The sequence below is a fragment of the Pedobacter montanisoli genome (genome assembly GCF_022809115.1).
GTDB lineage: Bacteria > Bacteroidota > Bacteroidia > Sphingobacteriales > Sphingobacteriaceae > Pedobacter > Pedobacter montanisoli.
Window position 1 is genome coordinate 208,294 of record NZ_JALGBH010000002.1, and the last position, 23,554, is coordinate 231,847.

A 23,554-nucleotide genomic window follows, 5' to 3' on the forward strand; every position below is an offset into this window, starting at 1 on the left:
GCTTTAGAAAGAACTGTATTTTAATTTGATTTTTAACTTTTGAATTAAGATATGTTATATAGGCCACGCAGGTTAAGAAAAAACAGTATAGTGAGAGAGATGGTAGCAGAAACCAGGCTATCAAAAGATATGTTTATTTACCCATACTTTGTAGTGCCGGGTAAAGATGTAATACACCAGATTGATGCTATGCCGGGCATCAGCCATTTTTCTACAGATACTTTAATTAAAGATGTAGAAAAGGGATTGAAATTAGGCGTAAACAAGATCATGCTGTTTGGTGTGGGCGATGAAAAAAGCGAAGATGCACATTCAGCTTATGATCCGCATTCGTTGGTTCCGGTAGCGATAAGAGAGTTAAAGAAAAACTTTGGCGATGACCTGTATATCGTAACAGATGTTTGTGTTTGTTCTTATACCAATCACGGGCATTGCGGTATCTTAAAAGATGATTACGTTCAGAATGATGTTACAGTTGATCTGATTGCTAAGATGGCTTTAAATCATGCAGAGGCAGGAGCAGATATGTTAGCACCTTCTGATATGATGGACGGACGTATCTTAGCTATAAGAGAGAAATTAGATAGCAATCATTTTGAAAATGTGGCTATCATGAGCCATGCTACCAAATTTGCATCGGCTTATTACGGTCCGTTTAGAGAAGCGGCAGATTGTGCACCGAACAAAGGCGACAGGAAAGCTTATCAAATGGATTTCAGAAATCCGGCAGAAGCTGTAAGAGAAGCTTTGTTAGATGAAAGCGAAGGAGCAGATGTGCTGATGGTAAAACCAGCTTTGGCTTATTTGGATATTATAGCTAAATTAAAACAAAACTCAGATCTGCCTATCGCCTGCTATAATGTATCAGGAGAGTATTCTATGATCAAAGCAGCAGCACAAAAAGGCTGGATAGATGAGCAGAAAGTAGTGATGGAAACCCTGCATGCTTTTGCCAGAGCAGGAGCAAGCGTAATCACCACTTACCATATCAGAGATATGGTAGAGAATAACTGGATATAAAAGAATTGCAGGTTCTATAACCTAATCAGAAGCAGAAGATTATTATTAACACACAGGAAATGTTAGAGCAGTTAAAAAAGATATTTACAGGTAACGAAGACGAAATTCCGGTAAACACACATACCAAACCTGATATCAGCAGAGAAAAATCTGCTGCCCTTTATGAAAAATCTAAAAAATATTTCCCGGGAGGAGTAAACTCTCCGGTAAGAGCTTTCAAATCAGTATATGGTACGCCTTTGTTCATCCAAAAAGGAGATGGCTGTTTTATCTGGGATGCTGATGATAACCAGTTTATTGATTTCTGTGCAAGCTGGGGCCCACTTATTTTAGGACATAACCATGCAAAAATCCGCGAAAAAGTTGCGGAGGTTATGCAAAATGGAATGAGCTTTGGCGCACCTACGGCATTAGAAAATGAATTGGCAGAGCTGATCATTAAAAATAACCGCTTTGTAGAAAAAATCCGTTTTACCAGTTCGGGCACAGAGGCCGTAATGTCGGCCATACGTTTGGCAAGAGGCTACACCGGTAGAGATAAAATCGTAAAATTTGAAGGATGCTATCATGGTCACAGCGATTCACTTTTGGTAAAAGCGGGTTCTGGTCTGGTTACTTTTGGCGAAACTTCATCGGCAGGTGTGCCTAAAGCATTTGCAGAAGAAACCATTGTAATTGGCTTAAATGATAAAACTGCACTAACTCAGGTTTTTGAACAATTTAAAGATCAGATTGCTGCGGTAATTATAGAAGGCATTCCGGCAAATAACGGTTTGTTGATCCAGGATAAAGAGTACATCGAGTTCCTGAGAGAAATTTGCTCTACCAACGGAACACTACTCATTTTTGATGAAGTAATTACAGGTTTTAGGGTAGGTTTTGAAGGGGCAGCCGCTTATTACGGCATTACGCCAGATATTGTAACTTATGGTAAAATCATAGGTGGAGGTTTGCCCGTAGGTATGTATGGCGCTTCAGCAGAAATTATGGGGCATATCTCACCAGATGGCGGCGTATATCAGGCAGGTACTTTATCGGGTAATCCGGTAGCTATGGCCGCAGGTATTGCTACTTTAACAGAACTCTCTAAATCTGGGTTTTATAAAGACCTGAATGCAAAAGCTCAGGAATTTGTAGAAAGCATACAGCGTTTTGCTTCGGCAAGAAACTATAAATTTAAAGTATTTACTGTAGGTTCTGTTTTTTGGTTTGCCTTTATAGATAAAGATAAAATTCAAACTGCGGAAGATATTGATCCTGCAAGCATGGAGAAATTTAAGGTATTGCACAGAGAGCTGTTAAACAGAGGGGTTTATTTAGGGCCTTCTGGTTACGAAGTAGGATTTGTATCGGCTGCGCACAGCAAAATAGAACTTGAGAAAGCAAAGAGAGCTATTTTTGAAGCTTTGGATGTAGTATTTGCAAAATAATATAAAGCCCTAAAAGTTAAAAGGATGAAGAAATCCATTATCATATTCTATGTTTTATTGTTTTATGCATTAGGCCAGCTTATTAGCTGGGGTATGCTTGTGGTAAAAATAGATGCCAGCAGGCTACCTATGATTATGGGTGAGGGGGCCGTATTCCTTTTCTTATTGGGTATTGGAGCCTATTTTATTCACTCTTCTATTACCAAAGAAGAAAAACTGCATGAAAACCAGCAGAATTTCCTGCTCTCAGTTACGCATGAACTAAAATCTCCTTTAGCTGCTATTAAACTTTCATTGCAAACCATCGCAAAAAGAGAACTCGATCGCGAGATGCAGATTTCCCTGATCAGGAATTCTCTGAAAGATGTTGAGCGTTTAGATGATCTGGTTGAGAATATGCTTTTGGCTACCAAGATAGAAAGCCGTACCTATTCTTTCCCTAAAGAAGAATTTGATTTTTCTGATTTGGTTACCAAAATTATTGATCGTTTACAGGTACATGCCTGTGGAAGTGAGCAGTTGATCAAAACCAAGATAGAACATGAAATAAAAGTTATAGGCGATAAATTTGCACTTTCCTCTGTAGTAACCAATCTGGTAGAAAATGCCATTAAATACTCAGGGCCTTGTGCCGAAATTACAGTAGAATTATGTCAAAATGACGGTAAACCGTTTTTGAGTGTTGCAGATAAAGGAATGGGCGTTCCTGATAGCGAGAAGTTGCATATTTTTGATAAATTTTACCGTGTGGGTGATGAAAATGTACGTAAATCTAAAGGAACAGGTCTTGGCTTGTTTATTGTTAAAGAAGTATTACAAAACCACGACGCTGACATAAGCGTTAAAGATAATGTGCCTCACGGGGCGATTTTTGAAGTAACATTTAATTAAAATATGTCACAAAAGCTAAGAATATTGTTGGTAGAAGACGAAGATCATTTGTTGGATGCCATTAAATTAAACCTCGAACTTGAAGGTTATAAAGTGCATGCTGTAAAAGACGGTAAAACTGCACTGAAAATATTTAAAGAAGAACGCTTTAATCTGGTAATATTAGATGTAATGCTGCCTGAAATGGACGGTTTCCAGGTTTGTGAAACCATACGTCTTGAAAATACAGAAGTACCCATCTTATTTTTAACAGCAAAAAATACAAGCGAAGACCGTGTAATGGGTCTTAAAAAAGGCGCTGATGACTATCTGGTAAAACCATTTAACCTTGAAGAACTTATTCTTCGTGTAGGTATTTTGGTTAAACGCAGTTTAAAATCAGATGACCTGAAAGAACTGAACTCTTATAAAATTGGTGATAAAACCATTTATTTTAACTCATTTGAGCTTAAACAAGATGATGGTACCGTAGTTCCTTTAACCAAGAAAGAAACCATGTTGTTAAAACTGCTTATCGAGCGTAAAAACGAAGCGGTTTCGCGTGAGCAGATTTTGGAAACAGTTTGGAATTATGATGTTTATCCATCAACCAGAACTATAGATAACTTTATACTTACTTTCCGTAAATATTTTGAGCCGGATCAAAAGAATCCAATCTATTTTCATTCAATAAGAGGTGTTGGATATAAATTTACAGAGGCTAACTAATGTACAATAAAATCGGGCGCTATTGTTTTATGGCGCTTTTTGCAATTGTCTGCATATTTTTCGTTTACAGGCAACAATATCAGCTAGCATCTATAGTGGGTGTGTTTTTAGGTTTCATCATCTGGAGCCATTTTAAGCACAGCTCGGTATTGATTGCTTCTAAATATTTCAAAAATTCTGATTATGAAAGAGCAGAGAAATATTTAGACGAGGTTGACAATCCCGATAGGCTTACCAAAACCCGCAGAGGCTTTTATGAATTTATGCGGGCCAATATTGCCTTGAAGAGAGACGATTTTGAATCTGCAGAAAGACATTTTCAGATAGCCAGTCGTTTTCCGCTAGGAGGTAAAAATGATAAAGCCTATGTACTGATCCATTTGGCTAATTTGGCTTTACGTAAAAAAGACGGAACCAGAGCCTTAGCCTATATTGAAAAAGCAAAAGAACTGGCAACTACCAGCCGGGCAACAGACATTATAAACGTAATAGAGAAGGAAGCCGCTAAATTGGCAAATTAAAACATGGAGAATAACTTATTTTTAGACGCAGCATTTTCTAAAGCTACAGAACGACCACCCGTGTGGATGATGAGACAAGCAGGCCGTTTTATGCCTGAGTATTGGGAAATTAAAAACAAATACTCTTTCTTGGAGATGTGCAAAATTCCCGAAGTAGCGGCAGATGTTACCATGCTGCCGGTAGATTTGTTGGGAATTGATGCAGCGATCTTATTCTCTGATATTTTAGTAACTGGAGAAGCTATGGGTGGCGACTTGAGCTTTACACAAGGTGTAGGGCCTAAATTTGCCAATCCGGTACGTACGCAAAAAGATATTGATGCTTTGGCTACCGATGTTTTAGATAAACTGCAATACGTGGCCGATGCCATTAAAGTAATACAACAACGTTTAAATGGGCGTATTCCTTTAATTGGTTTTGCCGGCGCTCCGTTTACCGTAATGAGCTATCTGGTAGAAGGAGGATCTTCTAAAGACTTTAAATTAACCAAATTACTTATCCATAATCATCCTGAGCTTGCACATCAGTTATTAAGCAAAATAGCTAAAGTAACGGTTGATTACCTGAATATGCAGATTGATGCAGGTGTAAATGCTTTACAGTTATTTGATAGCTGGGCTTTAGCCTTATCATGGAATGATTATCAGGAGTTCTCGCATCAGTACAATGCACAGATCATAGCAGGCCTAAACAGAAAAAATATCCCTGTAATTTCTTTCTGTAAAGGAAGTTCTGTTTTTGCACCAATTATGGCTCAGGCCAAACCAGATGTAATTTCTGTTGATTGGAATGCTGATCTTTTGAATATTAAAAAAGCTTTACCAGAAGGAATTGCTGTACAAGGTAATTTAGATCCACATATTTTATATGCAGATAAACCTGTAATAAAAGCACAGATACATAAATTGTTTGAGCGCATGCGAGGCGAAAAAGGATTTATCTTCAACTTAGGACATGGCATTATGCCTGATATTCCTTTTGACCATGTGAAATATGCGGTTGACGTAATAAAAGAATTTAAGTATTAATTATAAGGGGTCTAAAAATTGTCTTATTCGTTATTCTGAACCTGTTTTGGGATTTGAGATAAAAGAATAGGACAAATTTTTAGACCTTTTTCATATTTTGCATGCAAAATCCGTTTTAGCGTAACAAATAAATTAAATGGAAGCATACTACAGATACATATTGGCTGTACACATTATTTTTGTGGTAAGCTGGATGGCGGGGCTTTTTTATGGTGTACGTTTGTTTATTTACCATACAGAAGCCAATCAGAAAGATGAACCTGAACGTAGTATTCTGCTAAAAGAGTACAGTAAAATTACTGCAAGGTTGTGGAGTATCATAGCTACACCAGCCATGATTTTAGCTGTTACAGCAGGTTTAACCATGATCTATATTGTACCCGGATGGTTGTACCAACCTTGGATGCATGTAAAACTGGCTTTTGTAGCACTTCTGTTAATTTATCATTTTACCTGTCAGCGTATAATGAAACAGTTGCGCAACGGCATTTTTAAAAGAAGTTCTACGCAATTACGTTTATGGAATGAAGTGGCTACCGTTTTACTTGTGGCCATTGTATTTACAGTGATTTTAAAAAGTGCCATAGACTGGCTGTACGGTTTAATCGGCTTAATTATTTTTTCGGCTGTAATTATGTTAGCGGTTAAACTTTATAAGAACTACCGGGAGAAAAATAATTTATAGTGAACATGTTTTTTTATTTTTAACAAAAATATCCAAACATTATCACCTATATGATCAATAAATTATTTCTGCTGTTACTGGTAACGCTGTTTACTGGCTTTAATGTAAAAGCCCAATTTGATAACAGTTATTTGTACAATAGAACCCGACCTGCAGATAGTTTATCTAAAGAACTCCATTTTAATTTCTATAATTTTAACTACGTCAGAAATTATGAATACAGTAATAATTTTCATGATGGTTACACGCTATTTGGCGTACAACTACAACCTCAGATTACCTATTATGCCAATGCTAATTTAGCCATTACTGCGGGTGCATATCTGCGTAAAGATTTTGGTAACGAAAGAGGACTTGAAGATGCCAAGCCTTTATTTAATATTACTTATCATAAAAAAGACCTCAGCCTTATTTTTGGTAATTTAGAAGGAAATATTGCGCATGATTATATAGAACCTATCTACGATTTTGAACGTAAGATTACCACACCTGTTGAATATGGTACTCAGCTATTGGTAGAAAAGCCAAAATTTAAACTTGATACCTGGGTGTCGTGGCAAAAAATGATCTATAAAGGAGAAGCTGCAAAAGAAGAAATTGCAGGAGGTTTAATTACACAAACTACACTTCTTGAAGATAAAGGCTGGAAATTGAGTGTTCCTGTACAATTTTTAGCTTACCATCAAGGCGGACAAATAGATATCTTAAAAGACATTCCTATTAGTACATTGTTTAACGGAGCTGCCGGTTTTAAAATAGAAAAAGACCTGGGATATAACGTTAAACAAATCTTCATGCACAATTATTTAGCAGTATATAAAGATTTTTCGTCTGAAAAACGCCGGGCTTATCAAGGAGGTTTTGGCTTATGGCTTAACCTGGGTACACGTACACGTTGGGGAACCTTAATGGCAACTTATTGGAAAGGAAATAACTTTATTAGCATTAAGGGTATGCCATTGTATCAATCGGTTTCTGAAAACCTTTACGAATACGGTTATACGCGTAATCAACGCAACATAGTGGCTATACGTTATGCATATCAGCATGAGCTTTTGCCACACCTTTATTTAGATGTTAGGGTTGAGCCTCATTTTGATCTGGATGAGAAAGCCAATAATCTACAATTTAATCATTCTTTATTTTTAACCTACAAGCAAGATTTTAGACTACTTAAAATTAAAAACTAATTTTAAACGATTTATAGGGTTAAGTGCTTGAAAGTGAGAATAGTTTTTGCCTTTTTTAATGGTCTGAAATAAGGCTAAAGACTTATGAAAAAGTAAGGCGAAAATATTTTTAAAAAAAATACGAATCTGATGCAACCTTTCACTTTAAAATGCCATCTACTCTATAACACAAACAAATGAAAGTGGCGAAAACCTATACTTTAGAAGAATTACTGGAGGGCTGTAAGATAGGCAGCAGGCAAATGCAGGAGCAGCTGTACAGGCAGACTGCTTCTAAAATGCTGGCTATCTGTATGCGTTATGCCAAAGACAGAATGGAGGCAGAGGATGTTCTGCAGATGGGGTACGTTAAAATATTCCAGAAAATACAAGCATACAGAGGAGAAGGGTCATTTGAAGGATGGATGCGAAGGATTATGGTAAATACGGCAATAGAGAGTTACCGTAAAAATGTACGTTCATTAAATGTAGTGGCAATTGATGAGGCTTATGAGCAACCCTCTGCAGGGTTCGATTTTAGCCGTTTGGGTATGCAGGATCTGCTAAAAGTGATACAAAAACTTGCAGATGGCTATCGCATGGTATTTAACATGTATGCCATAGAAGGGTATTCGCACAAAGAAATAGCAGAAACTTTGGGTATTACCGAAGGTGCTAGCAAATCACAACTATCAAGAGCAAGAGCAATATTACAACAAGAAATTTTAAAATTGGAGGGCTTTGGTTATGCAACACATGCCGGATAAAGACTTTGATAATTTGTTTAGAGACAAATTTATGGATGCAGAAATAGAACCTTCTGCAGATTTATGGAACAACATTAAGCAGGAGTTAGAACCTAAGCGTAAACGTGTATTCCCAATCTATTGGGTAGCAGCAGCCTGCGTGCTGATTGCCGTTACCGGTCTCATTCTTACACAGGAAAAGAGAACTATACGTTTACATGGCAAAGCACAGGTTTTAGCTAAAACAGAAGATGCAAATACAATTGTTAAGGAAGATCTACAAATGCCGGAAACAGCTGTTAAAACAGATTATAGAGAGCCTGTTGCTAAAACAAACTTTCATTTAGCATCAAATAAACAACAGTCTGATGAAATGATAAAAAATATTCAAACAGACTTGCAACCAAAAGAAAACATAGAACGTCTTCCTGTTAAACCTCTAGATGTTATGCCTTATGATGTTACTAAAAGTGAAACAACTGTAACCATAGCAAATGTAGGAAATACCAATCCTGTTAATCAGGAAATGATAGCACAGGTAGATCACAAAACACAAAGTGCCGATTTAACAGAAGAAGTTGAAAGTACCCAAAGTAAAAAAGGATTTAGAAACGTAGGCGATGTAGTCAACTATGTAATAGACAAAGTAGATAAAAGAGAAAAGAAGCTGATCAGATTTAGCACAGACGATGACGATAACTCATCTATCATCGGGATAAACATTGGCTTTGTGAAATTAAACTCAAAAAAGAACAAACAAAATAATTAAGAATATAAACACACACATATTATGAAACCTGGATTTTTAACTTCAATTTTAGTAGGCGGACTTACTTTATTGAGCTCACTTCAAGTTAATGCGCAAACAGATAGCGTAAAACGTAAAGCAGGAGAAATTGATTACGGCGTAGGTATAACCATAAACATTAAAAAGAACAAAGACAGCGCTAATCAAAAAGCCAGTGATGCACGCTTTGTAGGCGGAATAACCTTTACCCGTTTAGATATTGGTTTTTCAAGATTAATAGACAATGGCAGCTTCTCTTTATCGCCAACAAACAGCTTTCTAAGCTATAGAGGCGGAAAAACAAGTACGGTATCTTTTGATGTATTGCAATTAGGCTACAGATTTAATAAAAATTTCAAAATTTATCTCGCTGGTGGTTTTGACTGGACACACATCCGCTTAAATAAAGACATTACCATGCAAAAAGATAAACCGGTCTTAACTTACATTGATGAGTCTGTAGAATTTAGCAAAAACCGTTTCTCTAGCAGTTACTTACACGTTCCTTTAAACTTTGAGTTTAGAACACAGGAAAATCGTTATGGTAAACGTTTCAGATTAGTGGTAGGCCCAGAAATAGGTTTCCTGCTTAATGGTAAAGTAAAACAAATTAGCGAAGAACGCGGTAAAGTAAAACAAAAAGACAACTATAACTTTGCACCGTTCAGATACGGAGGAGCAATCAGATTAGGTTACGGAGGTTTAGGCGTATTTGCCAAATATTATGCAAATGATATGTTTGACAGTGCTCCGCAAAAAGGTTTGAAAAATATGTCATTCGGTGTAACTTTCGGGCTTAACTAATTGATTCTTTAACGCTCTTACAATTAAAATTTAACATCAACAGAAATGAGAAACGTTCTTTTAGCATTTATTTTACTTGTGGGCTTACAGGCTTTTGCCCAAAAAGACCTAAAGTTATACGATATGTCTCAGATGGAGTTAAGGCTTATGAACCGTTATAAAAACCAGGACTCGGCAAGCCGTAGTAAAATCTTCATAGATTCGGTTTATACGCCTTATAAAGCATTTTGGGAGGGTTATTTAGGAAATGGTGAGGCAGTGGCCAAATGGATGAATGAAGCCCTATCTAAATTACCTGAGTGGCAAGAAAAAAATAAAAATGTTGATGGCAAAGCATTACTTAAGCAATTTAAGCAAATGGCCAAAGAAATGCGCAAACTTACAGGTTACGAACCTAAAGGTAAATGGTATGTGGTGTACGGACCAGCATGGACAGATTTAGGAGGCTTAGGTGATTTTGCCATGCTGATAGATTTAGCACATCCACAAAATAATTCTAATGAGGCTATTGTAAAAATGTTTCCACATGAGCTTACGCACCAGATCATGACCAATGTAAACCCTCATCGTGATACCACAGCTATATCATCAATAGTTGGAGAAGGCTTTGCCGTATGGATGAACCAAAAATACTGGAAACAGAAATTTACACTAGCTCAGAACCTGGGTTATACAGAAGAGGGCCTACAAGTATGCGATAAAAATATAGAGGCTTTGAAGAAATTCTTTCTTGCCAATAAATATTCTGCAGACCGCGAAGTCATAAATCTTTTTAGAAACAGGGGAGCAAAGTTAAATGAGAAATTACCAGGAGCTATTGGTTATTATATCGGCTATAAAATTGTAGATGCATACGTACAAAAACATGGAGCAAATTCGTGGAAAGATATCTTCATTAAATCGCCAAGAGAGATTTATGAAAATAGTGGTTTTACCAATTGATATTAATCTAAAGAAATAGCATAACACACAAATCAAAAAGCCGCCTGTATTTGGGCGGCTTTTTATTTTATACAACAATTTTAACTACGCTTTAATTTTTGCTAAATAAATTAGTAATTTAGCTTTGGTTTTGCTAAATTAGATAGTTTATGAGCGAGCGTGCTTTAGAAAAACTGGCTATTCTGGCCGATGCAGCTAAATATGATGTAAGCTGTAGTTCGAGTGGAAGCGACAGGAAAAATAAAAATAAAGGATTGGGTGATACCGGAGCAGGGATCTGTCATACTTATACAGAAGACGGACGCTGCGTTTCGTTGTTAAAAATCCTGCTGACCAATTATTGCATTTATGATTGTGCTTATTGTGTTTCAAGGCGTTCTAATGACATTAAGCGTGCGGCATTTACGGTACAGGAAGTGGTTGATTTGACTATTAATTTTTACCGGAGAAATTATATTGAAGGTCTTTTTCTGAGCTCGGGGATTTTTAAAGATCCTGATTATACCATGGAACGTCTGGTACGCATTGCTAAGAAACTGAGAAATGAGCATAATTTTAATGGTTATATCCATTTAAAAACCATACCGGGTGCTTCACAAGAATTGATTTACGAAGCAGGGTTGTACGCCGATCGTTTAAGCATTAATCTTGAAATACCAACAACATCGGGTTTAAAGCTTCTGGCACCAGAAAAAGACCATCAACAAATGGCAAGACCGATGGACTACATCAGAAATACCATTATACAGACCAGAGAAGAAAAAAAGATTATTAAAAGTACGCCAAAATTCGTTCCAGCTGGTCAGAGTACCCAGATGATTATTGGGGCTGCAAAAGAGAGCGATTGGCAGATTATACACGCTGCACAACATTTTTATAAGACTTACCAGTTAAAACGGGTGTATTACTCAGGTTATGTGCCTATTTCAAATGATACACGTTTACCTGCTTTAGGAACAGCTGTACCCATGGTTAGAGAAAACAGACTGTATCAAACCGATTGGTTACTGCGTTTTTATAAATTCGAAGCAAGTGAAATCCTAAATCCGACAAATCCTTTATTAGATTTGGATATTGATCCCAAGTTAAGTTGGGCGCTGAGAAATATGCATCAATTTCCAGTAGATATTAACCGGGCAAGTTATGAAATGCTTTTGCGGGTTCCGGGTATTGGGGTTACTTCTGCCAAGAAGATTGTTGCGGCCCGTAAATTTTCAAAGCTGCGGGTTATACATTTAGAAAAAATAGGTATCTCTTTAAGTAAGGCCAAATATTTTATTACCTGCCAGGGCTATCAACAACAGTTTGTACATCTGCAGGCCGATAAGATTAAGCATTATATCCTGTCGCAATCTACCAGTAAATACATAAAAGGAACTTCTCAGCAAATGCAGTTGTTTTAACATGGAATGCAAAGTTTTGGAATATGACGGTTCATGGTACGGGCTTTTAACACTCATTTTTGAAGTGTATGAATACAAATATGAGGTAAGTGCTATCATTAACCATCAGAGAGCAGAGTTGCAATCAGATTTTTTTGCCCAAAATGCAAGGATAACCACCAATCAACAAAAAGCAGAGCGGGTAATGAAAGGGCTAAAAGCTAAAACAGGTGCACAGGGTTTAACAGAGTTGTATGAAGCCTATCTTTCTGAAATTAAGGGAGTTGAAATGCTGATATTAAAAGCGGTTCAGTATTATTTTTCCTTGCAACAGGCTGGTCATAAAAATTATGCGCATCCGCAGATTATTGAAATCAAGAAAATCGTAAAGTCTGTTTCGAGAGAAAGGCACCGCATGAAAGCATTTGTAAGGTTTCAGCGTTTATCAGATGGTATTTACTTTGCGCTTGTAGAACCCGATTTTAATGTATTGCCCTTAATTGTAAAGCATTTTAAAGAACGCTATGCCGATCAGCAATGGATTATTTATGATGGCAAAAGAAATTATGGAATTAGTTATGATCTACATGAAGTGAATGAGGTCATATTCGGAGAAGAAGATGTTATGGTTAACCAAAAAAGTATTGCTAATGGCTGGCATGAAGAAGAAGCTTTTTATGGTAAGTTGTGGAATTTATATTTTAAATCTGTAAATATAAAAGAGCGAAAAAATACCAAACTGCATATGCAACATGTACCTAAAAGATATTGGAAATATTTAAACGAGAAATTGTAGAGCGATAAAGAAAAAGGTCATTTGAAATATAATTCAGAAACCTTTGTTAACTTTACACACGTGAATAACAAGCAAATTCTTAACGTTAAGAACTTAACCAAACAACACCAACCCGGATTACACTCAGGTATCAAAGACATTAGCTTTGATGTGTTTGAGGGTGAAATTGTTGCCATTATAGGCGAAAGCGGAAGTGGGAAATCGACTTTATTAAAGTCTATTTATGGTTTATTGAAGTTAGATGAAGGAGAAGTGCTCTTTAACGGAAAAAGAGTAAAAGGTCCTGATGAACAGTTAATTCCGGGTCATGCTGAAATGAAAATGGTAACACAGGATTTTTCGCTTAATATTTATGCAAAAGTATATGATAACATTGCTTCAATGTTACCCAATACCAATGTGGCTTTAAAAGAGCAGAAAACATTGGACATGCTTGATAACTTGCATATAGCTCATTTAAAGAATAAAAGAATTGTAGAACTGAGTGGTGGCGAACAACAACGAGTAGCTATAGCAAGAGCTTTGGTAAGTGATACAAAAGTTTTGTTATTGGATGAACCTTTTAGCCAGGTAGATTCTATTCTGAAAAGTCAGTTAAGAGCAGATATTAAAAATCTGGCAGAAAGAACAGGATTGACCATTATTTTGGTTTCTCATGATGCTGGTGACGGACTGTCTATGGCAGATAGGTTAATTATTTTGAAAGATGGCATATTATTGCAGAATGATGAGCCCAAAACTGTTTATGCGCATCCTAATCATTATTATACCGCTAAAATCTTAGGGAATGCGATAGTTCTAAATATAGAGCAGACCAATAAACTGAGCATTGCATCCAAAGCATCTCATATTGCTTTTTATCCTGAATGGGTAAAGATTAATAGAGAAGAAGGTGTTTTGATGAAAGTTAAAGATGTGCAGTTTAAGGGTTTTTATGAAGAGCTTATCTTAGAAAAAGAGGATATTCATATCCGTTCGGTACAGTTTGATACAGGCATCTACAAAAAAAACGACCATGTTTATGTAAACATTGGCCGTTTTCTTGAATTTTAAATTATCTTATTGGTACGATTCTATCAGTACAATTTTTACCCTTGTTCTGCTGCTAGGTTTAATAGGTTGCGTATCCTGATTATCTGAGCTTTGAACATCAATGGTTAATGAACCAGCTTTTACCGAATAACTGAAAGCATCTACATTATATACAAAAGGTAATTGTTCATAAATATTGGTATCGCCCCTTGAAATGTAAACCAAGATACCATCATCTTCAAACGTTCTTGGATCTATCCTGCTATCGTTAATAGTAGCAGAGTACGTTAAACCGTCTGAACTTAAAGCCCATTGATTGGTTTCAATGTATTTAACTATCGTTAAATTGTTTGGTCGTACATAAGTTTCTTTTTTGCATGATGCTAAACCCAGTGTAACAATGCAAAGGAGTAGTAAGGTTAATTTTCTCATACGATTAGTTTTATTTGTGTGTCAGACTTGTTAATGCAAAACCATTGCCAAAAAATGCAACTGAAAAGTTCCTATTTATCATTTCATATTCATGATAAGCTTTAAATCATAAGATTTTCTCTTTTAATATCCTGAAAACAAGTTCTAGGGCTTAATTTAAGCTCATAAGAAATTTGCTTTTTGAATACTTTAGTCTGTACACCAAATATGTTTTTCGATTTAAATGTTACCAAAATTTAGTACAGTTACGCATTAGCCTGTACCAAATTATACGCAATGGTTAAACAAAGTACTGCAAATTTTGTTTTGACTTTATTCATGCCTTAAGGCTTCTATTAGATTTAAGATGCTAAAACACTTGTCCCGAATTTAATCGGGAAGTTCAGCATGACGTACTTGGATTTTTAGTATGACGAATGGATTTCAATGATTTTCTTCTAACGTCACTCTGAATTTATTTCAGAGTCTATTGCTTTTTGTCATGTTTTTATAAGATGCCGAAACAGCTTGTCCTAAATTTAATTGGAAAGCTCAGCATGACGGGGTTAGATATTAGACAAGGTATTCAAAAAGCGTAGCATCCTGATTCAGTTCTATGATGTCAAATTTTGATTTCATACGATTGAGCAAACCTGTATAGTCTTCTTTGTGTTTTAGTTCTATCCCTACAAGTGCAGGGCCATTTTCGCGGTTGGTTTTTTTGATGAACTCAAAACGCGTAATGTCATCATGCGGCCCTAAAACCTCGGTTACGAATAACTTTAAGGCCCCTGGTCGTTGCGGAAAACGAACTAAGAAATAATGCTTTAGTCCTTCAAATAACAAAGATTTTTCTTTGATTTCCTGCATCCTTTCGATATCGTTATTGCCACCGCTGATTACGCAAACCACATTTTTACCTTTGATCTGTGCTTTAAACTGGCTGAGTGCCGCCACAGATAATGCTCCTGCAGGTTCAACCACAATGGCATCTTCATTATATAATTTTAATATGGTGGTGCAGATCTTGCCTTCGGGTACTAAATGTGTTTCATCCAATAAATCTTTGCAATACTCAAAGGTTAAATTACCTATGCGTTTTACGGCAGCACCATCAACAAAACGATCGATATGTTCAACAGTAAAAGGTTGATTATGTTCTAAAGCTCTGGTTAATGAAGGCGCACCTTCGGGTTCTACGCCATATATGCTTACATCGGGCTTTACTGTTTTAAGGTAAGCACTTAAACCCGATGCCAGTCCGCCACCGCCTACAGGAACAATAACAGCATCAACTTCTGGCAGATCTTCAAAAATCTCCATGCCCACGGTTCCTTGCCCTTCAATGATTTTTTCATCATCAAAAGGAGGGATGAACGTTGCTGATTTTTGTGCTGTATAAGCCAGTGCTTCTTTTAAGCAATCGTCAAAAGTATCGCCTACCAGTACAATCTCAATGTTGTCACCACCAAACATATTTACCTGCGTAATTTTTTGTTTGGGGGTAATTTCGGGCATAAAAATAACCCCTTTGATGTTAAGCTTATTGCATGAATAGGCTACGCCTTGAGCATGATTGCCTGCACTTGCACAAACTACACCGTTTACCAGTTCTGTTTGCGGCAGACTGCTAATTTTATTATAGGCACCACGCAGTTTATAAGATCTTACAATTTGCAGATCTTCTCTTTTAAGGTAAATATTGGCCTCAAATAGTTTTGAGAGGCCGGCATTGTATTCTAGGGCAGTACGTCTTACTATATTTTTAAGGCGTTGTGCTGCACTGCTGAAATCTAAAGTATATTGCGTGGTGTTCATTTTACAGTTTTGTTGTTTATTTACGCTTTAACCAGATGGGTAGTGACCAGTAGGTTTAAATCGTTGTCATTTATGCCTGTTTTACTGTCTGCTAAAAGCAAAAATTGTTCATATACGAGTGCTAAATTATCTTTGTCTAGATTATGACCTAGGCGTTCTAAGTGATGTTTAAGTGCATGCCTGCCGCTTCTTGCGGTTAGTACAATAGTAGCATCAGGAAAACCTACATCTTCGGGTTTGATGATCTCATAATTCTCTCTGTTTTTTAAGAAACCATCCTGATGTATGCCCGAACTGTGTGCAAAGGCATTGGCACCCACAATAGCTTTGTTAGGCTGTACAGGCATGTTCATCTGGTTGCGTACCTGATGACTGATTTCGTAAAAGCCCATGGTATTGATATGGGTATGCAATCCTAGATTTTTGTGTGTCTTTAAAATCATGACCACTTCTTCCATAGAAGTATTTCCTGCTCTTTCACCAATGCCGTTTATGGTACATTCTACCTGACGGGCACCATTTTGCAGACCAGCAATTGAATTTGCTGTGGCTAAACCTAAATCATTGTGGCAATGACAAGAGATGATTGCCTGGTCTATGTTTTTTACGTTTTCTTTAAGAAAACGGATTTTTGAACCGTATTGATCTGGTAAGCAATAACCATTTGTGTCGGGGATATTAACCACAGTGGCTCCGGCAGCAATCACCGATTCAATCATTTTTGCCAGATACTCAATATCTGCACGTCCGGCATCTTCGGCATAAAATTCTACATCTTCTACATATTGCTTAGCGTATTTTACAGCGGCTATTGCTCGTTCTAAAATCTCCTCACGTGTGCTGTTGAATTTATGCTTGATGTGCATATCTGATGCACCGATTCCGGTATGTATGCGAGGTCTTTTAGCATATTTTAATGCTTGAGCAGCCACGTCAATATCGTTTTTGTTGGCTCGTGTAAGTGCACAGATTACAGGATTGGTTACTGCTTTTGACAGTTCTACAACGCTGTTAAAATCGCCGGGACTCGATACCGGAAATCCTGCTTCTATCACGTCAACACCTAATATCTCTAATGATCTTGCAATCTCGATCTTTTGCGCGGTGCTTAACTGACAACCTGGTACCTGTTCGCCATCGCGAAGGGTGGTGTCAAAAATGTAAACTTTGTTCGGGTCGTGTAACATAATCTTCAGGTTTAGGTTTTACTTAGCTAAATATTTTAAAACAAGATCGCCCATTTCGCGGGTGCCCAATACTTTATCACTGGCTGTTTGTTTATCGGCAATATCTTTGGTTCTGTAGCCTTCTTTTAATACTTTATCTACGGCTTTTACTAGGGTTTGTGCTTCTTCTTTGAGTCCGAAACTGATTTCTAACATTAATGCGGCAGAAAGTACAGAGGCCAGCGGATTTGCCAGGTTTTTTCCGGCAATATCATGTGCAGAGCCGTGTATAGGTTCAAAAAAACCTGTACCATCGCCCACAGAAGCAGAGGCTAGCATGCCCATAGATCCGGCAATTTGAGAAGCTTCGTCTGTTAGAATATCGCCAAACAAGTTTGCGGTAAGCACTACATCAAACTGTTTAGGATCTTTGATCAACTGCATAGCCGCATTGTCAATAAACATATGGGTAGTTTTTACATCAGGATATTGTTTTGCAATTTCCTGAATGGTTTCTCTCCATAATCTTGAACTTTCCAATACGTTGGCTTTATCTACAGAGCATACTTTTTTGCTACGCTGTTGTGCTGCTTTATAGGCTTTATGTGCAATGCGTTCTACTTCATATCTATGGTAGATCATCAGGTCTGAAGCAGTATTTCTATCATCAGAGCGTTGTTTTTCTCCAAAATAGACATCGCCGGTAAGTTCTCTAAAGAAGAGAATATCTGTACCTCTTAAAATTTCGGGCTTTATGCTCGATGCTTGTAACAATTCATCAAATAAAAGAATAGGACGCAGATTGGCATATAAACCCAGTTCTTTCCTTATTTTGAGTAGTCCTTGCTCAGGTCTTATTTTTAAGGAAGGATCATTGTCATACATGGCATGACCTACAGCGCCAAACAAAATAGCATCGCTTTTTCTTCCTTTTTCCAATGTTTCATCAGGTAGGGGATTTCCGGTTTGCTCAATGGCTATATGCCCCATTAAGGCTTCATCGAAACTAAAGTCATGACCATAATCTTTTGCAATCTGCTGTAAGGCGGCTTTTCCCCATGTGGTTACTTCGGGGCCAATGCCATCGCCGGGTATAACTAATATATTTTTCTTCATGCTAATTCTTTTTCTAAGTTGTATGTGCTGTTTTCTATTACTTCGCCCTGATTCAATACTAAACGGTGCGTAAGTTTTTGTGGCAATTGTTGCTGATTGTGCGATACGTAAATCAATGTTCTTTCTGTACTGCAAATTCCGTCTATCAATTGGTTAAAATGTGCGGTTTGCTGCTCATCAAGCCCTTGACAAGGTTCATCCAAAACCAATAGTTCAGGGTTTTTAATTAGCGTGCGTGCTAATAAAGCCAGGCGTTGCTTGCCAAGAGATAAGTTTACCAGGAGTTCATTTTTATCTTCGGTTAACCCGAAATAATCGAGCAGCTCGTTAACTTGTTGGGTTTTATGGTAGCCCAGGTTATTAAACAGGCCTACGCTGTCAAAGAAACCAGAAGCTATACTTTGCCATACGCTGGCTTCTTTATCAAAATACCAGTGCAATTCAGGCGAGATCAGACCAATGTGAGATTTGATATCCCAAATGCTTTCGCCCGACCCACGTTTGCTGCCAAATAAATAAAGTTCGTTGGCATAAGATTGTGGATGATCGCCATTAACTAAACTTAATAAGGTAGATTTTCCTGAACCGTTGTGTCCTTGTAATAACCATTTTTCGCCAGCTTTTACCTCCCAGTTTAGGTTTTTGATGACCTGTTTATCGCCATAGCTGATGTTGACGTTTACCATTTTTACCATCACATCTGCATTTGGTTTGGGAGTTTGTTGCAAGAATGAAGGAACTTTTGTGATCAAGGGAATGGTTCTAACTACAGGTAAAACTCCATTAAGTTCTTTGATCTGGCCGTTTTCTATGCAGGCGTATTTATTGATACATTTTGGTAATTCATGTTCACTGCAAGCTATAACAAACCGCACACCTTGTGAGGCAAGGTAATCCAGTAAAATGTTGAGGTTTGTACGTGAATTAATGTCTAAACCGGTATAAGGTTGATCTAATAGCAGCAACTGGGGTTTTAACCATATTGCTTTGATCAGTTGGAGCTTTTTATGCTCGCCGCTAGACAGTTCAATAAGTTGTGCGTCTTTAAATGAGCTAAAATTAAGGGCAATTAAAATTTGATCCAGTTCGGTAAAATCAAGTTGATTTTCTTTGCCGTAAAGTGCCAATTCCTGTCCTACGGTAAGGGTATCTTTAAGCTGTTGTTTATTGTAGCGTTGCTGGTAATAAAAGTTTGCGACGCCTTCCAGATTTTTAAACTGGTACCATTGCGATATATATAAACAGACAGGTTTAAGCTTACTTTTGTTAAGTACATTGACTTGTATTTCGGTCTTTTTATCCTTATCGGCTATTGCAGTAAGTAAAACGCTTTTCCCACTGCCACTTTCTCCACCCAAATACCAGTTTTCGTCCCGGTTTATTATCCAGTTCAAATCTCTTAACACGGTTTTGTTACCGTATTTTATAGATAAACCTGATATGTGGACCAGCGGTTGATGCATATTTTAATATTTGAACGGACGATTTTCTTCGTAGGTTTCTATCAAATCTTTTTGGTTCAGGATAAAATCAATATCATCGTAACCATTAAGTAAACACGATTTTTTATAAGGATTGATCTCAAAACTTTCTGATTTTCCGGTTGCATCTATGGTAACTTGTTGCGTTTCTAAATCTACCGTTAGCTGTGTTTGAGGATCTTTAGCAACCTCGTTAAAGATATCAGCTAAAAAACCATCACTAACTTGTACTGGTAACAAACCATTGTTTAAGGCATTGCCTTTAAAAATATCGGCAAAGAAACTGCTGATCACTACATCAAAACCATAATCTTGTATAGCCCAGGCAGCGTGCTCGCGACTGCTACCACAGCCAAAATTTTTTCCTGCTACCAAAATTTTGCCTTTGTAAGCATTGTTGTTAAGCACAAATTCTGGTTTGGGCTCGTTGTTACTATCGAAACGCCAGTCGCGAAAAAGATTGTCTCCAAAACCTTCGCGGGTGGTGGCTTTTAAAAATCTTGCCGGTATGATCTGGTCTGTATCAATGTTTTCGATACTCAAAGGCACAACGGCTGATGTTAATTTTTCAAATTTTTTCATTTACTGGTATCCGTTAAATTAATTCTCTTACATCAGTTATTTTACCCGTAACAGCAGCGGCTGCGGCAGTTAAAGGACTGGCCAACAATGTTCTGGCATTTGGCCCCTGACGGCCTTCAAAATTTCTGTTAGAAGTAGAAACACAGTATTTCCCGGCAGGAATTTTATCTTCGTTCATGCCTAAACATGCCGAGCAACCCGGCTCGCGTAATTGGAAACCAGCTGCTTCAAAAACTTTATCTATACCTTCGGCTTTAGCTTGTGCCTCAACTTGTTTTGAACCCGGAACAATCCATACTTCTACATGATCGGCTTTGCGTTTGTCTTTCACAAAAGTAGCTACGGCTCTTAAGTCTTCGATACGTGAATTGGTACAACTGCCAATAAAAACGTAATCAACAGGTTTTCCTATTAAAGGTTCATTGTCAGCAAAGCCCATATAATCCAAAGCTTTCTGATAAGATATCTGTTCACTTTTAGGCTGTGCTGTAGTGGCTGGTATATTTTCGGTAATGCCAATACCCATACCCGGATTCGTTCCGTAAGTGATCATGGGCTCAATATCTTCTGCATTGTAGGTAAGTACCGCATCAAATAGGGCATTATTATCGCTGTATAATGTTTTCCAGTAAGCTAAAGCTTTGTCCCATTCTTCGCTTTTAGGGGCAAATTCTCTGCCTTTGATGTATTCGAAAGTAGTTTCGTCGGGAGCAATTAAGCCACCACGGGCACCCATTTCTATGCTCATGTTGCAAACGGTCATACGAGCTTCCATACTTAATGATTGTATGGCCGATCCGGCAAACTCTACGAAATATCCGGTACCACCTGCAGCAGAGATTTTAGAAATGATGTAAAGGATAATGTCTTTGGCACCCACACCTTTTTTAAGCTCGCCATTTACCTCAATTTTCATGGTTTTAGGCTTAGATAGCAGCAAGCACTGCGTAGCAAAAACCTGTTCTACCTGAGAGGTTCCTATACCAAAAGCTATAGCTCCAAAAGCGCCATGTGTAGAGGTATGGCTGTCGCCACAAACCATGGTTTTTCCCGGTAGGGTAATGCCCAATTCTGGACCTATTACGTGTACAATACCTTGGTAAGGGTGGCCTAAGCCGTAAAGTTCTACACCAAATTCTTTACAGTTTTTGGTAAGCATATCTACCTGGTATCTTGATAGTTCTTCTTTAATAGGAAGGTGCTGATCCAGGGTTGGAACATTATGATCGGCAGTTGCTACGGTTTGTTTTGGCCTAAAAACCGGAATACCGCGTTTGCGCAAGCCATCAAAAGCCTGCGGTGATGTAACCTCGTGAATAAGATGGGTATCGATGTATAAAATATCAGGAAAACCCTCCTGACGTTTTACCACATGTGCATCCCAAATTTTTTCTACTAATGTTTTTGACATCGTTCTAAATATTTAGTTAAGTTGTTATTCGTTAAGCTGTCTTGATCGACTTCATGGCTGTCATGGCTTTACGCAATTTTCTACCTACAATTTCAACAGGGTGCTCACGTAAAATTTCATTGATGTGTACCAATTCCCTGTTGTCAACGCCACCGTTTTTGCCTTCATTAAAGTTTTTACCTACAAGGTCGGTATCAACAGTTTTCATGAAATCGGCCAATAAAGGTTTACAAGCTTGGTCAAACAGGTAACATCCGTACTCTGCTGTATCGGAAATTACACGGTTCATTTCAAATAATTTTTTACGTGCAATGGTATTTGCAATCAAAGGTGTTTCGTGCAATGATTCATAGTAGGCGCTTTCTGCTTTAATACCTGCTTCTACCATAGTTTCAAAAGCCAGTTCAACACCTGCTCTTACAAAGGCAACCATAAGGGTATAATTATCAAAGTATTCCTGTTCGTTGATCTTCACATTGCCGGCAGGGGTTTTTTCAAAAGCGGTTTCGCCCGTTTCGGCTCTCCATTTTAACAGATTGGCATCGTTATTTGCCCAGTCTTCCATCATGGTACGGCTAAATTCACCACTCATGATATCGTCCTGATGTTTTTTGAACAACGGGCGCATGATCTTTTTTAATTCTTCTGATACATGAAAGGCTTTAACTTTTGCAGGGTTGCTCAGGCGATCCATCATACCGCTTACGCCACCATGTTTTAAAGCTTCTGTAATAACCTCTACACCGTATTGTACCAGTTTAGATGCATATCCCGGGTCTATGCCTTTTTCAACCATTTTATTAAAAGAAAGGATAGAACCAGTTTGTAGTAAACCACAAAGAATGGTTTGCTCGCCCATTAAATCTGATTTAACCTCAGCTACAAAAGAAGATCTCAGTACACCTGCTTTATGACCTCCAGTACCTACACAATAAGCTTTGGCTTGCGCTAAGCCTTTGCCTTGCGGATCATTTTCAGGGTGTACAGCAATTAATGTAGGTACGCCAAAACCTCTTAAATATTCGGCTCTTACCTCAGATCCCGGACATTTAGGTGCTACCATAATAACTGTTAGATCTTTACGTACCTGCATACCTTCTTCAACAATGTTAAATCCATGTGAGTAGGATAATGTAGCGCCTTCTTTCATTAAAGGCATAATGGCACTAACCACAGCAGTATGTTGTTTATCGGGTGTTAAGTTGGCTACCAGATCAGCACTTGGAATTAATTCTTCATAGGTGCCCACTTTAAAATTATTGTCGGTAGCATTTTTCCATGAGTCGCGTTTGGCTTCAATAGCCTCTTTACGTAAAGCGTAGCTTACATCAAGTCCGCTGTCTCTTAAATTTAATCCCTGGTTCAACCCCTGCGCACCGCAACCTACAATTACGATTTTCTTACCTTTTAGCGCATTTACGCCGTCTAAAAATTCATTGTTGTCCATGAATTCGCATACGCCTAATTGGTTAAGTTTTTCTCTGAGAGGTAGGGTGTTAAAATAATTTGCCATTGTTTTTATTGGTTAATTTTTTTTGTTCTTTATTCGTTGATTGTCTTTCGTTTTACGTTAAATGGTATTCGTTGGTCGTTATCGTTTTCTGTTGATCGTTTTATATTATTAGTC

At 37.6% G+C, this 23,554-nt stretch carries 23 protein-coding genes; 15 read left to right on the forward strand and 8 right to left on the reverse strand.

Annotated elements, in window-relative coordinates; translation table 11 throughout:
• The first annotated feature begins 51 nt into the window (after positions 1–51).
• From hemB to MMF97_RS08760, 15 genes are all read left to right on the forward strand, one after another.
• A complete protein-coding gene (gene hemB, locus MMF97_RS08690) occupies positions 52–1,020 on the forward strand; it encodes a porphobilinogen synthase (RefSeq protein ID WP_243361559.1) in 969 nt (322 codons plus the stop codon).
• A 59-nt stretch (positions 1,021–1,079) separates the two neighbouring features.
• On the forward strand, positions 1,080–2,450 hold the full coding sequence (gene hemL / locus MMF97_RS08695) for a glutamate-1-semialdehyde 2,1-aminomutase (protein ID WP_243361561.1): 1,371 nt from the start codon (positions 1,080–1,082) through the stop codon (positions 2,448–2,450).
• 24 nt (positions 2,451–2,474) lie between these two features.
• Positions 2,475–3,341 carry a sensor histidine kinase gene (locus tag MMF97_RS08700; RefSeq protein WP_243361562.1) on the forward strand — a complete coding sequence of 289 codons (867 nt, stop codon included), beginning with the start codon at positions 2,475–2,477 and terminating at the stop codon, positions 3,339–3,341.
• A gap of 3 nt (positions 3,342–3,344) precedes the next feature.
• Positions 3,345–4,049 (forward strand): response regulator transcription factor, encoded by a 705-nt coding sequence (locus MMF97_RS08705; RefSeq protein ID WP_243361564.1) that lies wholly within the window; start codon positions 3,345–3,347, stop codon positions 4,047–4,049.
• A 29-nt stretch (positions 4,050–4,078) separates the two neighbouring features.
• Positions 4,079–4,570, forward strand: a complete 492-nt coding sequence (locus MMF97_RS08710; protein ID WP_243361566.1) for a tetratricopeptide repeat protein — start codon at positions 4,079–4,081, stop codon at positions 4,568–4,570.
• Positions 4,571–4,573: 3 nt separating this feature from the next.
• Positions 4,574–5,599, forward strand: coding sequence for a uroporphyrinogen decarboxylase (hemE, locus tag MMF97_RS08715; RefSeq protein ID WP_243361568.1), 1,026 nt, complete (start codon positions 4,574–4,576; stop codon positions 5,597–5,599).
• A gap of 136 nt (positions 5,600–5,735) precedes the next feature.
• Entirely contained in the window at positions 5,736–6,284 is a 549-nt protein-coding gene (hemJ, locus tag MMF97_RS08720; RefSeq protein ID WP_243361570.1) for a protoporphyrinogen oxidase HemJ, read from the forward strand.
• A 50-nt stretch (positions 6,285–6,334) separates the two neighbouring features.
• Positions 6,335–7,474 carry a hypothetical protein gene (locus MMF97_RS08725; protein WP_243361572.1) on the forward strand — a complete coding sequence of 380 codons (1,140 nt, stop codon included), beginning with the start codon at positions 6,335–6,337 and terminating at the stop codon, positions 7,472–7,474.
• A 176-nt stretch (positions 7,475–7,650) separates the two neighbouring features.
• Positions 7,651–8,220 (forward strand): RNA polymerase sigma factor, encoded by a 570-nt coding sequence (locus tag MMF97_RS08730; protein WP_243361574.1) that lies wholly within the window; start codon positions 7,651–7,653, stop codon positions 8,218–8,220.
• A 31-nt stretch (positions 8,221–8,251) separates the two neighbouring features.
• Positions 8,252–8,968 carry a hypothetical protein gene (locus MMF97_RS08735; RefSeq protein WP_243361576.1) on the forward strand — a complete coding sequence of 239 codons (717 nt, stop codon included), beginning with the start codon at positions 8,252–8,254 and terminating at the stop codon, positions 8,966–8,968.
• Positions 8,969–8,989: 21 nt separating this feature from the next.
• Entirely contained in the window at positions 8,990–9,790 is an 801-nt protein-coding gene (locus MMF97_RS08740) for an outer membrane beta-barrel protein (RefSeq protein ID WP_243361578.1), read from the forward strand.
• Between the two features lie 45 nt (positions 9,791–9,835).
• Entirely contained in the window at positions 9,836–10,732 is an 897-nt protein-coding gene (locus MMF97_RS08745; protein ID WP_243361581.1) for a gliding motility protein GldB-related protein, read from the forward strand.
• A 149-nt stretch (positions 10,733–10,881) separates the two neighbouring features.
• On the forward strand, positions 10,882–12,135 hold the full coding sequence (locus MMF97_RS08750) for a putative DNA modification/repair radical SAM protein (RefSeq protein WP_243361583.1): 1,254 nt from the start codon (positions 10,882–10,884) through the stop codon (positions 12,133–12,135).
• 1 nt (position 12,136) lies between these two features.
• Complete coding sequence (locus MMF97_RS08755) at positions 12,137–12,910, forward strand: TIGR03915 family putative DNA repair protein (protein WP_243361586.1); 774 nt, start codon at positions 12,137–12,139, stop codon at positions 12,908–12,910.
• A gap of 60 nt (positions 12,911–12,970) precedes the next feature.
• Entirely contained in the window at positions 12,971–13,963 is a 993-nt protein-coding gene (locus MMF97_RS08760; RefSeq protein WP_243361587.1) for an ABC transporter ATP-binding protein, read from the forward strand.
• Positions 13,964–13,969: 6 nt separating this feature from the next.
• On the opposite strand, the gene MMF97_RS08765 is transcribed toward MMF97_RS08760, so the two are convergent.
• The 8 genes from MMF97_RS08765 to ilvC all read right to left on the reverse strand — a co-directional run bounded on the left by MMF97_RS08765 (position 13,970) and on the right by ilvC (position 23,440).
• Positions 13,970–14,374 carry a hypothetical protein gene (locus MMF97_RS08765; protein ID WP_243361589.1) on the reverse strand — a complete coding sequence of 135 codons (405 nt, stop codon included), beginning with the start codon at positions 14,372–14,374 and terminating at the stop codon, positions 13,970–13,972.
• A gap of 552 nt (positions 14,375–14,926) precedes the next feature.
• Positions 14,927–16,171, reverse strand: a complete 1,245-nt coding sequence (gene ilvA / locus MMF97_RS08770; protein WP_243361590.1) for a threonine ammonia-lyase IlvA — start codon at positions 16,169–16,171, stop codon at positions 14,927–14,929.
• A 20-nt stretch (positions 16,172–16,191) separates the two neighbouring features.
• Entirely contained in the window at positions 16,192–17,358 is a 1,167-nt protein-coding gene (locus tag MMF97_RS08775; protein WP_243361592.1) for a 2-isopropylmalate synthase, read from the reverse strand.
• 18 nt (positions 17,359–17,376) lie between these two features.
• Entirely contained in the window at positions 17,377–18,453 is a 1,077-nt protein-coding gene (leuB, locus tag MMF97_RS08780; RefSeq protein ID WP_243361593.1) for a 3-isopropylmalate dehydrogenase, read from the reverse strand.
• Entirely contained in the window at positions 18,450–19,847 is a 1,398-nt protein-coding gene (locus MMF97_RS08785) for an ATP-binding cassette domain-containing protein (protein WP_243361595.1), read from the reverse strand. The genes leuB and MMF97_RS08785 overlap by 4 nt, the downstream gene beginning before the upstream one ends.
• Before the next feature lie 72 nt (positions 19,848–19,919).
• Positions 19,920–20,516: a 3-isopropylmalate dehydratase small subunit gene (leuD, locus tag MMF97_RS08790; protein ID WP_243361597.1), complete on the reverse strand. Its 597-nt coding sequence runs from the start codon at positions 20,514–20,516 to the stop codon at positions 19,920–19,922.
• A gap of 13 nt (positions 20,517–20,529) precedes the next feature.
• Positions 20,530–21,927, reverse strand: a complete 1,398-nt coding sequence (gene leuC, locus MMF97_RS08795; RefSeq protein WP_243361599.1) for a 3-isopropylmalate dehydratase large subunit — start codon at positions 21,925–21,927, stop codon at positions 20,530–20,532.
• Positions 21,928–21,958: 31 nt separating this feature from the next.
• Positions 21,959–23,440: a ketol-acid reductoisomerase gene (gene ilvC / locus MMF97_RS08800; RefSeq protein ID WP_243361601.1), complete on the reverse strand. Its 1,482-nt coding sequence runs from the start codon at positions 23,438–23,440 to the stop codon at positions 21,959–21,961.
• Between the last annotated feature and the right edge of the window lie 114 nt (positions 23,441–23,554).

What these genes read in the sequence shown, in the direction of transcription:
- MMF97_RS08735 (WP_243361576.1), top strand. Translation starts at nt 8,252, where the DNA reads ATGGATGCAGAAATAGAACCTTCTGCAGATTTATGGAACAACATTAAG.
- leuB (WP_243361593.1), bottom strand. Translation starts at nt 18,453, where the DNA reads ATGAAGAAAAATATATTAGTTATACCCGGCGATGGCATTGGCCCCGAA.
- hemB (WP_243361559.1), top strand. Translation starts at nt 52, where the DNA reads ATGTTATATAGGCCACGCAGGTTAAGAAAAAACAGTATAGTGAGAGAG.
- hemJ (WP_243361570.1), top strand. Translation starts at nt 5,736, where the DNA reads ATGGAAGCATACTACAGATACATATTGGCTGTACACATTATTTTTGTG.
- hemE (WP_243361568.1), top strand. Translation starts at nt 4,574, where the DNA reads ATGGAGAATAACTTATTTTTAGACGCAGCATTTTCTAAAGCTACAGAA.
- ilvC (WP_243361601.1), bottom strand. Translation starts at nt 23,440, where the DNA reads ATGGCAAATTATTTTAACACCCTACCTCTCAGAGAAAAACTTAACCAA.
- MMF97_RS08705 (WP_243361564.1), top strand. Translation starts at nt 3,345, where the DNA reads ATGTCACAAAAGCTAAGAATATTGTTGGTAGAAGACGAAGATCATTTG.
- MMF97_RS08700 (WP_243361562.1), top strand. Translation starts at nt 2,475, where the DNA reads ATGAAGAAATCCATTATCATATTCTATGTTTTATTGTTTTATGCATTA.
- MMF97_RS08740 (WP_243361578.1), top strand. Translation starts at nt 8,990, where the DNA reads ATGAAACCTGGATTTTTAACTTCAATTTTAGTAGGCGGACTTACTTTA.
- leuD (WP_243361597.1), bottom strand. Translation starts at nt 20,516, where the DNA reads ATGAAAAAATTTGAAAAATTAACATCAGCCGTTGTGCCTTTGAGTATC.
- MMF97_RS08725 (WP_243361572.1), top strand. Translation starts at nt 6,335, where the DNA reads ATGATCAATAAATTATTTCTGCTGTTACTGGTAACGCTGTTTACTGGC.
- MMF97_RS08745 (WP_243361581.1), top strand. Translation starts at nt 9,836, where the DNA reads ATGAGAAACGTTCTTTTAGCATTTATTTTACTTGTGGGCTTACAGGCT.
- MMF97_RS08710 (WP_243361566.1), top strand. Translation starts at nt 4,079, where the DNA reads ATGGCGCTTTTTGCAATTGTCTGCATATTTTTCGTTTACAGGCAACAA.
- leuC (WP_243361599.1), bottom strand. Translation starts at nt 21,927, where the DNA reads ATGTCAAAAACATTAGTAGAAAAAATTTGGGATGCACATGTGGTAAAA.
- MMF97_RS08765 (WP_243361589.1), bottom strand. Translation starts at nt 14,374, where the DNA reads ATGAGAAAATTAACCTTACTACTCCTTTGCATTGTTACACTGGGTTTA.
- hemL (WP_243361561.1), top strand. Translation starts at nt 1,080, where the DNA reads ATGTTAGAGCAGTTAAAAAAGATATTTACAGGTAACGAAGACGAAATT.
- MMF97_RS08755 (WP_243361586.1), top strand. Translation starts at nt 12,137, where the DNA reads ATGGAATGCAAAGTTTTGGAATATGACGGTTCATGGTACGGGCTTTTA.
- MMF97_RS08775 (WP_243361592.1), bottom strand. Translation starts at nt 17,358, where the DNA reads ATGTTACACGACCCGAACAAAGTTTACATTTTTGACACCACCCTTCGC.
- ilvA (WP_243361590.1), bottom strand. Translation starts at nt 16,171, where the DNA reads ATGAACACCACGCAATATACTTTAGATTTCAGCAGTGCAGCACAACGC.
- MMF97_RS08730 (WP_243361574.1), top strand. Translation starts at nt 7,651, where the DNA reads ATGAAAGTGGCGAAAACCTATACTTTAGAAGAATTACTGGAGGGCTGT.
- MMF97_RS08750 (WP_243361583.1), top strand. Translation starts at nt 10,882, where the DNA reads ATGAGCGAGCGTGCTTTAGAAAAACTGGCTATTCTGGCCGATGCAGCT.